General features: G+C 47.5%; 12 protein-coding genes. 5 read left to right on the plus strand and 7 right to left on the minus strand.

Annotated features, from left to right (window positions below; translation table 11 throughout):
• Nucleotides 1–52: 52 nt before the first annotated feature.
• The 3 genes from R3D00_31200 to R3D00_31210 all read right to left on the minus strand — a co-directional run bounded on the left by R3D00_31200 (nt 53) and on the right by R3D00_31210 (nt 5,029).
• The gene (locus tag R3D00_31200) at nt 53–1,438 is read right to left on the minus strand and encodes a DUF1552 domain-containing protein (GenBank protein ID MEZ4777683.1); all 1,386 of its coding nucleotides are present in this window, start codon (nt 1,436–1,438) and stop codon (nt 53–55) included.
• 2 nt (nt 1,439–1,440) lie between these two features.
• Nucleotides 1,441–3,411, minus strand: a complete 1,971-nt coding sequence (locus R3D00_31205) for a DUF1592 domain-containing protein (protein ID MEZ4777684.1) — start codon at nt 3,409–3,411, stop codon at nt 1,441–1,443.
• 268 nt (nt 3,412–3,679) lie between these two features.
• Nucleotides 3,680–5,029, minus strand: coding sequence for a hypothetical protein (locus R3D00_31210; protein MEZ4777685.1), 1,350 nt, complete (start codon nt 5,027–5,029; stop codon nt 3,680–3,682).
• 164 nt (nt 5,030–5,193) lie between these two features.
• Here R3D00_31210 and R3D00_31215 point away from each other — a divergent pair, with 164 nt between their 5' ends.
• On the plus strand, nt 5,194–5,424 hold the full coding sequence (locus tag R3D00_31215; protein ID MEZ4777686.1) for a hypothetical protein: 231 nt from the start codon (nt 5,194–5,196) through the stop codon (nt 5,422–5,424).
• 8 nt (nt 5,425–5,432) lie between these two features.
• On the opposite strand, the gene R3D00_31220 is transcribed toward R3D00_31215, so the two are convergent.
• The 4 genes from R3D00_31220 to R3D00_31235 form a co-directional block, all read right to left on the minus strand.
• The gene (locus R3D00_31220; protein MEZ4777687.1) at nt 5,433–7,178 is read right to left on the minus strand and encodes a T9SS type A sorting domain-containing protein; all 1,746 of its coding nucleotides are present in this window, start codon (nt 7,176–7,178) and stop codon (nt 5,433–5,435) included.
• Nucleotides 7,179–7,267: 89 nt separating this feature from the next.
• Nucleotides 7,268–7,711 carry a CBS domain-containing protein gene (locus R3D00_31225; GenBank protein MEZ4777688.1) on the minus strand — a complete coding sequence of 148 codons (444 nt, stop codon included), beginning with the start codon at nt 7,709–7,711 and terminating at the stop codon, nt 7,268–7,270.
• A gap of 63 nt (nt 7,712–7,774) precedes the next feature.
• Nucleotides 7,775–8,335: a GNAT family protein gene (locus R3D00_31230; protein MEZ4777689.1), complete on the minus strand. Its 561-nt coding sequence runs from the start codon at nt 8,333–8,335 to the stop codon at nt 7,775–7,777.
• A 60-nt stretch (nt 8,336–8,395) separates the two neighbouring features.
• On the minus strand, nt 8,396–9,682 hold the full coding sequence (locus tag R3D00_31235) for an exo-alpha-sialidase (protein ID MEZ4777690.1): 1,287 nt from the start codon (nt 9,680–9,682) through the stop codon (nt 8,396–8,398).
• Nucleotides 9,683–9,830: 148 nt separating this feature from the next.
• On the opposite strand from R3D00_31235, the gene R3D00_31240 reads away from it, so the two are divergent.
• The 4 genes from R3D00_31240 (at nt 9,831) to feoB (ending at nt 14,431) form a co-directional block, all read left to right on the plus strand.
• Complete coding sequence (locus R3D00_31240) at nt 9,831–10,976, plus strand: DUF2911 domain-containing protein (GenBank protein MEZ4777691.1); 1,146 nt, start codon at nt 9,831–9,833, stop codon at nt 10,974–10,976.
• Nucleotides 10,977–11,077: 101 nt separating this feature from the next.
• Nucleotides 11,078–11,983 carry a sugar phosphate isomerase/epimerase gene (locus tag R3D00_31245; protein ID MEZ4777692.1) on the plus strand — a complete coding sequence of 302 codons (906 nt, stop codon included), beginning with the start codon at nt 11,078–11,080 and terminating at the stop codon, nt 11,981–11,983.
• A gap of 176 nt (nt 11,984–12,159) precedes the next feature.
• The gene (locus tag R3D00_31250) at nt 12,160–12,393 is read left to right on the plus strand and encodes a FeoA family protein (protein MEZ4777693.1); all 234 of its coding nucleotides are present in this window, start codon (nt 12,160–12,162) and stop codon (nt 12,391–12,393) included.
• Nucleotides 12,394–12,403: 10 nt separating this feature from the next.
• Complete coding sequence (feoB, locus tag R3D00_31255; protein MEZ4777694.1) at nt 12,404–14,431, plus strand: ferrous iron transport protein B; 2,028 nt, start codon at nt 12,404–12,406, stop codon at nt 14,429–14,431.
• Nucleotides 14,432–14,639 lie beyond the last annotated feature (208 nt).

A 14,639-nucleotide genomic window follows, 5' to 3' on the forward strand; every position in this document is an offset into this window, starting at 1 on the left:
AATAACCCCGGAGGAATGAACCTGCCGGGGTTTGTTTTTTGGCCCTTGCACCTTACGCCAGTATCTCACACAAGTCTCCCGTACTGTCTGCAAACTTCACATCGTCCACGCCCATGACTTTCATCATGGTCTGGTGCAGGTTGGCGAATGGCGTATCTTTGGCAAACTCAAGGTTCTGCCCGGTTTTCAACCTCCCGCCGCCTTTGCCGGCTACCACAATCGGAAGATTGTGGCAGGAATGGCGGTTGCCGTCGCGAAGGCCCGAACCGATCATTACCATCGAATTGTCGAGCAACGTGCCCTCTCCTTCACAGATGGCGTCCATCTTTTCGAGCATATAGGCGTACTGCTCCATATGCCAGCGGTTGATCCGCTCGTACTGGTCGAGGTTGCGCGGGTCATCCTTATGGTGCGAAATCGAATGGTGCGTATCAAATACTCCTTCCAAAAACGAGAAATTGCGGTTGTTGGCGGAGTTGCCAAACATAAAGGTTGTAACACGCGTAGCATCACTCTGGAATGCCAGCACCATAATATCCAGCAACAGGCGCACTTTGGGTGTGATGTCCACTCCTTCGGAATACTCTGCCCATTCATCAATCCGGGTGTCCATTCGCGCCAGTTCTTGCCTTACGTCGGGCGTAATTCTCGCCTCAAAGTCTTTAAGGTTTTGCTGATCTTCCAGTCGCTTTTCCACGGAGCGGATCGACTCCATATATTCGGAAAGTTTATTTCTGTCGGAAACACCCAGATTCCGGTTGAGTTTTTGGGCATCACCCTGAACCAGGTCGAGGACACTTTTTTTGTTGGGATCAGGTGCAACCGGTGGTTTGCCGGGGATATAGTTGCGGAAAATCCGGTCAAATGCGAGCCTGGGATCGATCTCTTTCGCGCACGGCTGATTGCGGCTCTGCCAGGAAATCGAGCTACCATACAACCGCGTAAAGCCCGTAGATTTACAAATACCGGTATCAATTCTGTCCACTCCGTACTGAAGGGAAGGAAACATGGTCTCTTTACCAATTCGGTTGGCAACCAACTGATCCACAGATACACCTCCGCAGTCCAGACCACTATCTACCGTTTTGGTAATGCGCATGGACGTGAGGAAGTTGGCAGTTTTGGTAAAATGACCTTCCTGCCTCGTATCGGAGTTTCGGTTATATAATTGCCCCAGGATATTCAGCTGGCTTTTCACATTTTTCAAAGGCTGAAGAATCGGGGAAAGAGTAAAATTGGAACCCCATCCTTCAGGTGTCCATTTATAAGGGTTTACTCCATTGGCCATATACATACAGGCCATACGGCGGGGAGGCAGATTGGCGCCGGTGAAGGAAGAAAACCCGGGCGGAATCATCGCTTCCAGCAGGGGAAGAGCAATACACGCACCCATTCCTTTAAGCATTCTTCTGCGGGAGATATACCAGCTTTTTTCCATAACTATTTATCATTGTTGTAGCGCTCGGGCATATCACTTCTTTTATAATGGAAGGGATAAGAAGTAACGAGCGAAAGCATAAGTTTCTGACTATCAAAATCGTTTTCGAGCAAACTATTGGTCATGTTGGTGAGGGTAGGGGAATCGGTAAACCCTACACCCCGGCCAAGTGCATAAGAAAGGAGTTTGCGGGAGAGGTTTCTCGCAAATTTTTCCTTGTCTTCACAAAGTATTTCTTTAAGTGCTGATGGCCCTTTAAAGGCTTGCCCGGTAACCAGCACGCCAGAAGCATCAATCGGCGTTTCGCCATATTTTTCCCGCCAGCGACCAATCGCATCAAAATTTTCGAGGCCAAGTCCGATGGGATCCATTTTCTGATGGCAGCCTGCGCAGGTGGAAGGTGCGCGGTGTGCACTCAACAGTGCGCGGAGATCCAGTTCGTTTTTAACAGATTTTTTTGCGGCTTCGAGTTCAGGGACATCGGGTGGCGGCGGTGGTGGTGGTGTACCCAGCATTTGTTCGAGCACCCATTTTCCGCGAAGCACAGGGCTGGTGCGGGTAGGAAGAGAAGACGCTGTCAATACAGCGCCCATTCCCAATACGCCACCTCTGCTTCTGTCAGAGAGCAATACGGCGCGCATTTCCTCACCTTCCACACCTTCTATTCCGTAGTGACGGGCAAGGGTTTCATTGAGAAATGTATAATCGCTGTCTATGAGTTCCAGGAGGTTGCGACTGCGGGTAAACACATGGTAAAAATACTGCACCACTTCCTGATACATAGCTTTTCGGAGGGCCTCGTTAAATTCGGGGAATATCTTCGAATCAGTTTTCGGTTCCTTCATGGCCTGTTCTACGCCTAGCCACTGGCTGGAGAAAGCCTCGGTAAAACGCATAAACCGCGGGTCAGCCATCATACGCAATGCTTCCCGTTGAATCACCTCCGGATCATGCAGATTTTCACGGTAGGCGACATTGAGCAGTTCCTGGTCAGGAATAGAAGCCCATAGCAAAAAAGACAGGCGGGTGGCTAGTTCAAAATTGCTGATCAGATAGGGTTTACTGAGCGTCAGATTGGTTTCTGACCGGTAGAGGAAATTGGGGGAAATGAGCACCGTTTTCAGCGTTTCGAAAATGGCCTGATCAAATCCGTCTTTTTCCTGCCAGCGGGTAGCGTACATATCCCGGAAAAAGTCCAGCATCTGATCAATTTCCGTTTGTGTCAGAAAACGCCGGTAAGCGGTAGTAGCAAAAGGAATCAGCACTTTACCCGCAGCTTCAACGGGTGCCTGCATGGACATTTCTTTTCGGAGCACCTGTTGGTTCCACCAAAGACTGATTTTTTCTCCAAAACCGGGTTGATAGGTTGTTGGGACAATTTTTCGCCACTTAAGCTCATCGTGGCGGGCAGCCCGGAGAATAGAATCTGCCGCTTCGTAGTAGCGTTCGATCAGCAGTGGGGTAAAAAACAATACCCTAGACTGGTTGTCAAAACCTTCTCCGCCGGAGCCGTCGGAAGGAAAAAATTCTTTTGCATCGAAATCCACTCCCGTGAGGTCGATAATCGCGTAGCGGTATTCGCGGTGGCTCATACGGCGCAAAATCGCATCGCCGGGATCGGGTTCGGCCAGCGCTTTATCGAGCAGACGGTTGATACCCGCGACGGTTTGTTCGACTTCCTCATGTGTCATGCGGGGTTTGCCCATAGGAGGCATGGTGCCGGCAAGTATCTGGCGCACGACATTTTGATACAGGTCGCCCCGGCTTGTTACCCCAATCGCAAAGTCGGTATCGTCGAGGTTGATTCCTCCTTTTTTTTCCGAAAGATTGTGGCAGGAGGAACAATGTTTGCGCATAATCGGACGAACATCCCTGCGCCAGCGAAAATCATCCTCCGTGTCGGCCTGTAAGCAGACCGTCCATATGCTGAGAAGCAGCACCAACAAAAGGCGGATATGAGGGAAAGGAGTCATATTTCACAAAAGAGACTCTAATATACTGATTTCCTGCGGCTTGCCCCCAGAAATTGTATAGCAGGTCAAACGTTTACCCTTTAGTACAGGCCTTCTTCCGGAAAATTTTTATCTTGACCCGTTGTCGGGAGGAATGATTTCCACGCCTTTCTGGAAAGATACGGCGCTTCCATTATTGAGGACGCGGTTTAATGGTTTGAAACCGTAGGGGCCGAAAATTTTCTGCCCCTACGACGATTTACGATATACAATTCGGTTGTGCGGATGATCAATGTTTCACCCCAATCATATCTTCCAGCCTGACGGGTAGCTGTTTTTCTACCCATTCCTTAAAACTGCCTGTATAACCTGCAGCCTGCTGCAACTGGCTGATCCTTTGATTGACGCTTTTCATCGCTTCGGGGGTCAGTGGTTCCGGGAGAAAGTCCAGAATCTGATTTACCTGTCCGGCTACCACGCCTTCGCGCTTGCGGAATCCTTCTTTTATTTCGTCCTCCCGATCCTGCTCCATTTGTCCGATAATCGCCTGGGAAACCTGTCGCCCGTGGCGTGCAGACTCTATGATATTTCCCCTTCCTGTCACGGCATTGCCCAAAGCAAACACAGTATTAAATCCTTTCACCCGGCAGCAGGTCTGCTCGGTGATCTCATAAATGGTCCCATCCATCGGTACGCCCGGAATCGGCGATGGAAGACTGCCTATCGAAGAAATCACCAGTGGCGCACGCACCTCATACTCACTTCCCGGCACATCTTTTAGCCTTCCGTCTTTCATCTCGGTACGGCGGAAAACGATACCCGCAAGCCTTCCGTTTTCAACGATTTTATCAACCGGCGCATGCAGTGGTTCGAAGTTGAAGAGATATTTGGACTGGTAGTTGGTGAATATTTTTTCGTTGATGATCTGTGCTTTGGCAATCTGCTCGGGTGTATCGGTAGGGTTGGAGGATAGCGGCATATCCATCGCCCTGCGACGATAATAAAGGGTACACCCCTTAACGCCGAGGTCTTCGAGCGTGAGATTGAGTTCTTCGAGCACTTTGGCAATGCTGCGATCCAGCGTAAAAAGATCTACATCGTACCCTTTGGCTTTTAAGGCCCGTTGTACATTTTCAAACATCAGCACCTTGGCCACATCAAGTGATGCCAATCCGCCACCGATGATAACGGCACCATCAGGGGTATCAAAATGCTGGCCGGAGAAATTGGGTTCGTGGTAGTGGTTGTACCAGTAGATAAAAGGATTTTGATAGTAGAGGCCCTTTCCTTCAAATTCGTCCACACCATCGATAGGCAGCGGCCGGTCGCGCCAGGCACCATTGGCGAGGAGCACGGCGCTGAACCCCCATTCGTTGACCACTTCCTGAAAATCCACATTATGCCCAAGCTGTATGTTGGGGATAAACTGTACCAGGGGATGAGAAAGTTTTTCGTTGATTTTTTCCTCTTCCTTGTCGCGGAGTTTGACATGCCATTTGGGCAAGCCATCTTCGATTTTGCCATAGGGGAGAGGATTTTGATCGAATACAGCTACGCGAATACCTTTTTGCGTAAACTGAAAAGCAGCTTCTGATCCGGAGACCGCGCCGCCGAAGATCGCAATATAATGGTCTGACATCTCGGGGTGAGGTTAAAGGTGGTTAAAGACGGACAGACGGTGTAGAACTTCGCTTTTTTAATTTAAGAAGATTTGCGGGAAAAACTATTGCCGGCAGGAAAAATTCTTGAAACCGGGAAAAGAAAGCAGCAGAATTTCGCATCTTTATCCAAAGACTTATTTGTATGGCAGTCAAACTGGAAAAAAGACTTTTGTCAGTCAATGACTATCATCTGATGATAGACGCCGGTATCCTCACCGAGGATGAGCGGGTTGAACTGCTTAATGGGGAAATTGTTACCAAGAGCCCGATTGGAAGTAAACACGCAGCTTATGTGGGGAAAATAACCACATTACTAAACAAATTACTTGATAATTGGGGAATAGACCTGCCAGTAAACAGAATTTTTGGGTAAACCACTTCTCAACGGCTGATAACAAGTTTTTCCGCCCCGACCTTCACATTGTCCCGAATAAAAACCACTGTATATATTCCTGCGGGAATTTCGGGCAGCGACATTTGTTGTTGGGTTAAACCAGGGGAAAATTGCCGCTCATCCTTCAACAAAATCTGTCCGTGAAGATTCGCAATCTGAATCTCAATATGTTCCGGCTTATCAGTTTTGTACTCCATCCAGACTGATTCTGAAGCGGGGTTAGGATAAAGATGAAAGGATCGCCCGGATTTAAGTTCGGCATCAAGATCTGTGCTAAGGTCAAAAAATCCGTCTGGGTCAGTTTTCACCAGAAACATATTAAACATCTGATCCAGTGTATCATTACCGACTTTCGCAGCACCTTCCATTCTTCCGGTTACAAACAGATTTCCCTGCGCATCTCCGGTGAGTGTCGCCATGTTAAATTCGTAGAATATTTCGAGGTATTCATCTGCCCAAAGTTTTGCGTCCAGCACATTTCCGTTTGGATCATAAGCAACAAAAAAATTCCGCTGGTTGATGCCTCCCGGGTCATGTGGCAGGGTATCATTGCCAAATATGACAGGATGTAATCCATGTGTACCTACCGCATAAGTAATCCCATTATCCTGAGCGTATAAGGCGTGAACATTGGTTACCGGGCCGGCCAATCCGGAAAATGTGTAGGCAGGTTTTAAATATTTTCTGTTTCCCAGCGAATCAAGTTTCAGCAAATAGCGCTCCGGTCCTGTAGCAAAAAAGGAGGTATCTGACAGCCATGTATTACCCAATACCCGAATGGTGGTAGTAATATTACCATTGCCATCCACCCCGACAGGATGTGGTTGTTGTGCACCATTGCTGGAAGTAGCAACCCACTGGTGCCAGAGCATATTTCCATTGGAATCAAAACTGCCAATAAACAAATGCGCGTTGGAGGTCTGTGGATTAACGCCAAAGGTATCGCTGTCCCAGGTTACGGAAAACTTGTTATGGCTACCTATCACATAGATATTATTGTGTTTACCTGCATACAGATACGCACCACTTGCTGTTCCAAAATCTCCCACCCGGTTGGTGTGTTTAAACCACTGGAAATTGCCCGCAGTGTCATATTTGGCAATAAACATCTGTGTTTTGTCGCCGCTGGCGGTATTATAGGTATTGCCACCGACCGATACAGGCTGTAAAACTTCACCGGTAATGTACACATCTGCGCCTGTCACAAGTATATCCTTTGCGGTAATACGCTGTTCGCCGACATCATCAGATGCCAGGATTCGCTCTGCCCATAGAAATGTACCTGCCGAGTCAGCTTTTGCGAGAAATACGCTATACGAAGGATTCCCTTCTAGCGTAAGTCCATTTCCAAAATCCAGAATGGAAAAGCTATTGGTCTGGTCATATTCACCGCAGACATACACATTACCGGCAGCATCATTGGTGACTGCATTGCCATTGTTGGCGCTTTTTCCTTTTATTCCTCTGGCCCATATGGCATTTCCATCGGTGTCATATTTGGCGAGAAAAACAGGCCCCTCGGTATTGACAGTATTGTTTTGCACAACGGTGTGAGTTCCCCACATAACCGTCCCGGTAAAATCACCAAATACATAACTGTTTCCCCAAAGGTCAACAGACAGATCGCGGGTTTCCACCCCCTGACCCACACTTTGCCTTGCCCATTGATGTTGAGACCGGAGAGAAATAAAAGAAAGGATAAGAATTGTGAGAAGAATAAGGCGATGATTCATGGCAAATGAATTTATAGTGTAAACAGAGGTAAAATTCACCTGTTACACCTTTTAAATCCATCGCTCAAATGAGGTATTTTGCCAGAAAATCAGGCGCCGTATCCATTGCCGGCGATATAGCTTTCCAACTCCTGAATGGTGTTGGCTTGTTCGGAAATCATTTCCTTAACTACATCTCCGATGGTGATCATCCCCATGATTTTCCCATCTTCCATTACGGGTAGGTGTCTGATTCTTCGGTCGGTCATCAGCCTGAGGCAGGCAGAGAGGGATCTGTTGGGTTTGACAAAATACACCTTATGTGTCATCAGATCGCTGATGGCTGTATGGTGCGAAGACTTTCCGTGGAGAATGACTTTACGGGCATAATCCCTTTCGGAAAAAATGCCAACGAGTTCATCATTTTGCGTCACGAGCACGGCACCGATATTTTTTTCGGCCATAAGCTCAAGTGCAGCAAAGACAGTAGAGTTGGGAGAAACGGACCATACAGCTGATCCTTTTTTTGATAAAAGTTGTCTTACAGTAGCCATAGGTAACCTCCTTTTTTTGAGAATCTACGAAATTCGGAGGAATAAACCAAGCGGTTGGTTTTGCTAGAGTTTGATTGTATCAGATCTTAGCAGCGAGTAAATAGCCGTATCGAGGAACTTTCCGTTGAAGTAATAATCTTCCCGGAAATAGGCCTCACGCACAAACCCAAGTTTTTCCAGCAGTTGCGCCGAAGCATGATTGCCGGGATTGATATGCGCTTCGATCGAATGAAGATTCATTTTTTCGAATCCAAAACCCATGACAAATTTCATTGCCTCTGAGGTCAGGCCCATTCTGTGAAAGTCAGGATGGAGCATATAGCCAATTTCGGCGCGAAAGTTATGGATTTTCATACGCCAGTAACCGATCGTACCAATCAGTCGCGGATCGTCGCGAAGACACATACCCCAGGCGATTCCCTCGCTTTTTACCCTGTTTTCCTCAATGCTTCTGATAAGAGCCAGCGCATCTTCCGGGCTATGGCAAAGCGGCCGGTCAATGTACTTCATTACCCGTTTGTCGGACCGGAGAAAAAACATTTCCTGCACATCTGCATCGACAATCTGCCGGAGGAACATGCGGGGCGTTTCGAGGATGGGAAAGGGGGAAAAAGGGAGATCCATACAAATTTTCTCGTGATGATTTTTGCACGACCTAAGGTAGATAAATTAGCTGATATTCATTCACCAGGTCACATATCTAATAGTTTTTAACTCTTCCCCCTCACTGTTTTTTTTGTGAAAACTGTACACCACATGTACCCTTCCATCACGACTCTGTATAATTGCCGGATAATGAGACCTTGCACCAGAATCCGTTTCCAAATGCTTCAGCAATTGCCAGGTTTTACCTTCGTCATTTGACATGGATACCGCAAGCGAATGCCGCCCATCCTCAGTGTCGTTGTGCACCAAAAGCCAGGGCCCGTCTGTGAGTTGTAAGGCATCTGCCGCAGAACCAGGATTCGGAATTTTACTATCGACCACGACTGACCAGTGAAATCCTCCGTCAGTCGAATGACTCTCCATCAGCCGCTGCGGGGGAGGGCCATTGTCCCGCATAAGCGCGACAATCGTACCGTCTTTGCGCTGCAACAATGTAGGTTGTACAGGTCCAAGCCCCACCAGTGGTTCGCTAAATTTCCAGTTTTGTCCACCATCGTCCGTAATAGCCATCAATGAAAAATCAAACCCATCAGAATAAAGCGGCAATATCATTCGCCCGTTGGCCAGAAAAATCGGCTTATTGCGCGTTTGCCATCCAAGCCTGCGAAAACGGGGATACCCCATTTCTTTGGACACGACATTGCCCAGGCTATCGGTTCCTTTTCCCCTGGCCATCCAGTCTTTACCCATGGCCAGGTCATTAATTGTTGCTATCCGCGCCTCAAATCGTTGCCGCGCAGTATGGGCATCGGTTTCGCCCATTTTGGAAAAAAAATCTACTTTTTCCAATAGCTGCGCATACTCCTCAAACTTAGTTCTGACCGCAACGACAAAGGGATCATCAGGACCGATTCCCTGCTCGGTTTCACCGCCGGGTTTCATGTGAATTACATCCTGCCATTTCCAAACAGGCGCGCCAGGGTTGAGATAATTGTCACTCTGGCGATATTTCAACAGAGAAGTTTCCCACTGATTGGACAGCACAGTGTACCATACCAGCCACAACCTCTGCTCCGGATCGAGAAAAAGTACAGGATTGATATCGGGAAAACCGGACACATCTGCCATAAGAAAAGGTGGAGACCACTTACCCGTATTCTTTTCCAGGCGGGCACCCATAATTACCACATCATCTGCCTGTCTTTCTCCTGATCCCTGAAACCACGCTACAAGTATATCTCCGTTGGGAAGTTCGGCCAGAGTAGAACCGTGAACATGTTGCGGCTGAAGAGGAAAAATATTGCTCTGAGAAAAAATAAGAAGACAATGTATACACGTAAACCAGAGCAGAACCAACTTTTTCATACAACAGGATATTAGGCAAAATCCAAAATTATAAGTCAAAATCACCCCAATGAAACCGGTGCATATTGCTGATTTCGTTTTAAAAAGTCAACATCACTCCGGGAATTCCTATATTCCAGTCATGCTATTGCCTAAACAATTCATTTCTATGACAACTCAAATAAAAGCCTTTGTATTTCGCGCTTTGATACTCAGTATCAGCTTATTGGTACTACCGCTGTCTGACACTTTCGGCCAGGCACTTTCGTTGCCCGACGGCGGGGTCAACCATAAAAGCCATGCAGGAAGGCGCGTGGGTGTTACCGATATAGAAGTCCACTGGAATGCGCCCGGCGTAAAAGGAAGAGAAGGAAAAATATGGGGAACCCCTGTGGCTTATTACGGTTTTTCGGTCCTGGGTTTTGGCTCTGACGGAGAGTCGCCCTGGCGCGCCGGTGCCAATGAAAGCACCACGATTTCCTTTTCCACTGACGTGACCATCGAAGGCAAAAAACTGGCAGCCGGAAAATATGGATTTTTTATTGCCCTGGGTCCTGACTCTTCCACTCTCATCTTCTCGTCAAACACAGCCGGCTGGGGCAGCTATTTTTACAAACCCGAACAAGACGTGATGCGTGTTTCGGTAAAACAGCAAAAAGATATTCCCCAAAACAGAGAATGGCTGGAATATACTTTCTCTGACCAGACAGATCATTCTGTTGTGATTGCATTGGAATGGGAACACTGGCGGATACCATTTACCGTAGAAGTTGATCTGAAAGCGACGACCCTGGCTTCCATCGAGCGGCAGATGAGTGGTGCGCTGGGTTTTGACCCTCCAAGCCTCCAGGCTGCAGCACAATGGTGCCTTTCCAACAATGTAAATCTGGATCAAGCGCTGGTTTGGATCAATAGTGCAACAAATCCCAGCCTGGGCGGCGTTACTTCTTTTGCAGCACTTTCGACGAAAGCGGGGCTATTGCGCCAAAAAGGCAATACCAGTGAAGCCGATGCTGCCATGCAGGCTGCGCTGACAAATGCCACGGTACTTGAGTTGCACGTTTATGGCCGTCAGTTGATCGCCCAGAAAAAATACGAAGAAGCCTTTGCCGTTTTTGAGCAAAATTTTAAGAAAAACGGCGACACCTGGCCCACACATGTAGGCATGGCGCGGGGATATTCGGCTATCGGTGATGCAAAAAAAGCCTTAAAACACGCAAAAATTGCGCTGACTCAGGCCCCTGATGACTTAAACAAAAGTTCGCTGGAAGCGATGATCAAAACGCTGGAGGACGGCAAGCTATTGAATCAGTAGAACTGAGATCCGTTTTTAGCTGCGTACTTTCATAAAAGCAGGAGGATTTTTTTTATCCTCTCGGGGAAAATTTATATTTATCCCTAACTACTACTATGCCTATGATACGCAGAAACTTTCTTCAGCTTTCAGCCGCAGCAGGCGCAGGGATTTCCCTCCAGTTGCTGGCGCCTTCGTGTATGATTCCCGCAGAAAGCCCATACAGAAAAAATATCGGCCTGCAACTGTACACGGTGAGAGACCAAATGGCTGCCGATGCAGCCGGTACACTCAAAGCCATTCGCGACCTTGGCTACTACCAGGTTGAAACCAGCAATACTCAACTGGCAAAAATCAAGCCCCTGGCTGATGACCTCGGGCTGGTAGTCAAAAGTTCTTTTGTTGACGGCCCCATCATTACCGGCCGATGGGATCTGCGCGGGGTAGAAGATCCCGGCATCACCTTTGAAAGTGTCGTGGAAGAAGCCCATACACACGGCATTTCGCACATCGTGTTTGGGTATATGATGAAAGGAGAACGCACAAAACTTGACGATTATCGCTCGGTTTCAGACAAACTCAACGCAGCAGGCGAACTGTGCCGCCAGGCCGGAATACAACTCTGCTATCACAACCACGCTTTTGAGTTTGAGCCGATGGAAGGTTCCACCGGATTTGATATTCTGGTGGAAAAATTTGACAAAGATCTCGTCAAATTTGAGCTCGATATATTTTGGTCCAGCCTCGGCGGCGTAGAGCCGGTAGGACTGATGGAAAAACTTGGAAGCAGGCTTTCCCTTATCCATCTGAAAGACAAACTTGCAGGCACGCCGGTACAATACGACGAATCACAGGTACCCAAAGACGCATTCAAAGAACTCGGCAACGGCGAAGTGGATATCAAGGGTGTGCTCACAGCAGCCGAAAAATATGGGGTGGATTATTGTATGGTAGAACAGGATCAGTCTCCTGACCCGATCAACAGCATAGGTGTGAGTCTCGATTTTATGAAAAAAGCCTGGGTGTAAGATAAAAGAAAGAACAAAGTAACTGATGAAAGTCATCTGTTTTATAGTCAGTATTCACTTGCTTTGGGCGGAATTGTAGGTAAATCAGAAAAAATATTACCTTCTTTTTTATTCATCTGTTTTCTTATTTAGAATCTTTCTAAATTTGTACCCCTATACTTAACTGGTCTAATCATATGATTACGCAGCGTTTGGACAAATACAGGATCAATCAGATGGCCGAGATCAGCACCGTAGTGCAAAATAGTCTGACTGCAAAACTTACCGATATGGGTTTATTCTCCGGTAAGAAAATCAAGGTACTATTCCGTGCTCCGTTGGGAGATCCGATCGCCGTCGATGTAGAGGGTTATATTCTTTCGTTACGACTGGATGAAGCTGCTATGATACAGGTTACACCGGTTGAATGAATGAACCCACGTGGATAAAATTGAAAAAATTGCACTCGTAGGCAACCCCAATTCCGGGAAAACATCGGTTTTTAACCAGCTGACCGGGATGAATCAACAGGTAGGTAACTACCCGGGTATTACCGTTGACAAAAAATCGGGGACACTCAGGCTTCCGGATGGAAGAAAGATATCTGTGCTGGATTTGCCGGGAACCTACAGTTTATATCCCCGGTCTGAAGATGAACGGGTAGTATTTGACCTTCTGAGCAATCCCGCCAGTCCTGACTTTCCAGATCTGGTCATTGTTGTGATTGATTCTACGAATCTGGAACGCAATCTACTCTTATTCACCCAGATATACGATCTCAACATTCCTTGTATGCTGGTGCTGAATATGATCGACATTGCCACCAAAAACGGAATTGTCATCGATCACAAAAAGCTCAGCCAGGCATTTTCCGACACACTGGTTATTCCGGTAAATGCGCGAAAAGGAGAGGGGATCGATGCACTGAAAAAACATCTTTCGGATTTCAAAAAACCGGTGCCCCACCAGCCTTTTGTGACACTTCAGTCGGTAGCGCACGTTGCTACTACGCTTGACCCTGTTGCCATTGAGCCGCATTTACTTATCTCAACAGATGATGCCGCGCAGGTAGCGGAAACCAAAGAGCGATATCTGAAAATCAGGGATCTGCTTCAGCACATTGTAAAAACGCAATCTAAAGTTGGCCTCAACCGCAAAATCACTTCCAGGCTTGACCAGATTGTCGTCCACCCGATTGCCGGTTATGCCATATTTCTTGGGATATTATTTGTAATGTTTCAGGCGATCTACTCACTGGCAGAAATACCCATGAACCTCATCGACGAGGTATTTCTCGTCCTCAGCCAATGGTGTAAAGAAGTGCTGCCCGCAGGTATTTTCACCGATCTGCTTGCCGAAGGAATTGTACCGGGGCTGGGCGGTGTGGTTATTTTTGTGCCTCAGATCACCCTTTTGTTTCTGTTTATTGTCCTGCTGGAAGAAACTGGTTATATGTCCCGGGTGGTATTTATTATGGACAGACTGATGCGCCCATTTGGTCTGAATGGGAAAAGTGTGGTACCGCTGATTTCCGGCGTTGCCTGCGCGATTCCGGCCATCATGGCGACCCGCAACATCGACAACTGGAAAGACCGGCTGATCACCATTATGGTTACGCCGCTGATGAGTTGTTCTGCCCGACTGCCTGTATATACCTTGCTGATTGCACTCGTGGTTCCCGACCAGCGAATCGGTGGGATCATAAACCTGAAAGGGCTGGTATTGTTGGGGTTATACCTCGTGGGAGTTGTCGCAGCGCTGGTTGCGGCCATTATTTTCCGCTACATCATCAAATCCAAACAAAAAAGTTTCCTTGTATTGGAGTTGCCTCATTATAAAATGCCCCGCTGGAACAATGTATGGATTACCCTGTGGGAAAAGATCAGATTATTTGTATGGGATGCGGGAAAAGTAATTATGGCTATTTCCATTATCCTGTGGGTACTAGCATCTTACGGCCCGCCCAAACGTATCCAGGCTGCGGTTGAGGCAATTCCACAGCCCGAAATAACCGATTCACTCGCTGTAGAGACCTACGAGCGCCAGGTAAATACCATTAAACTCGAAAACTCATGGATCGGTATGTTGGGTAAGGGGATAGAACCCGTGATTGCGCCGCTGGGTTACGACTGGAAAATCGGTATTGCCCTGATTACCTCTTTTGCCGCAAGGGAAGTGTTTGTAGGTTCAATGGCTACGATCTACAGTGTAGGAGAAGATTTTGAAGAAGACGAATCGCTGATCCAGCGCATGCGGGCAGAGCAAAATCCCCGGACAGGGCAGGCTGTTTACACTTTGGCTTCAGGTATTTCGCTGATGTTGTTTTACGCATTTGCCATGCAGTGTATGAGCACAATCGCGATTGTCTACCGGGAAACCAAAAGCTGGAAATGGCCGTTAATACAAATGGTATTTATGACCGCTCTGGCATATATAGCCGCATTCATCGCTTATCAATTTTTATCGTGATGATACAGACACTATTGGTAATCGCGCTCTTTCTGGCAGCCTGCTTTTATGTGGGACGAATCGGTTATCGCAGCTTTTTTGCAAAAAAGACCCCATGCGAAGGCTGCGCCGTAGCCAAAATGTATCAGCCTACGAATCAGGGTAATTAATCTCATGCGGAAATTGCCCATTCTATAAAAAACCACAAAAGTTGTCAAACCCCTGTTGT

Source organism: Bacteroidia bacterium (assembly GCA_041391665.1).
Lineage (GTDB): Bacteria > Bacteroidota > Bacteroidia > J057 > J057 > JAGQVA01.

Coding starts and splice junctions, on each gene's coding strand:
- R3D00_31200 (MEZ4777683.1), bottom strand. CDS start 1,438: ATGGAAAAAAGCTGGTATATCTCCCGCAGAAGAATGCTTAAAGGAATG.
- R3D00_31205 (MEZ4777684.1), bottom strand. CDS start 3,411: ATGACTCCTTTCCCTCATATCCGCCTTTTGTTGGTGCTGCTTCTCAGC.
- R3D00_31210 (MEZ4777685.1), bottom strand. CDS start 5,029: ATGTCAGACCATTATATTGCGATCTTCGGCGGCGCGGTCTCCGGATCA.
- R3D00_31215 (MEZ4777686.1), top strand. CDS start 5,194: ATGGCAGTCAAACTGGAAAAAAGACTTTTGTCAGTCAATGACTATCAT.
- R3D00_31220 (MEZ4777687.1), bottom strand. CDS start 7,178: ATGAATCATCGCCTTATTCTTCTCACAATTCTTATCCTTTCTTTTATT.
- R3D00_31225 (MEZ4777688.1), bottom strand. CDS start 7,711: ATGGCTACTGTAAGACAACTTTTATCAAAAAAAGGATCAGCTGTATGG.
- R3D00_31230 (MEZ4777689.1), bottom strand. CDS start 8,335: ATGGATCTCCCTTTTTCCCCCTTTCCCATCCTCGAAACGCCCCGCATG.
- R3D00_31235 (MEZ4777690.1), bottom strand. CDS start 9,682: ATGAAAAAGTTGGTTCTGCTCTGGTTTACGTGTATACATTGTCTTCTT.
- R3D00_31240 (MEZ4777691.1), top strand. CDS start 9,831: ATGACAACTCAAATAAAAGCCTTTGTATTTCGCGCTTTGATACTCAGT.
- R3D00_31245 (MEZ4777692.1), top strand. CDS start 11,078: ATGATACGCAGAAACTTTCTTCAGCTTTCAGCCGCAGCAGGCGCAGGG.
- R3D00_31250 (MEZ4777693.1), top strand. CDS start 12,160: ATGATTACGCAGCGTTTGGACAAATACAGGATCAATCAGATGGCCGAG.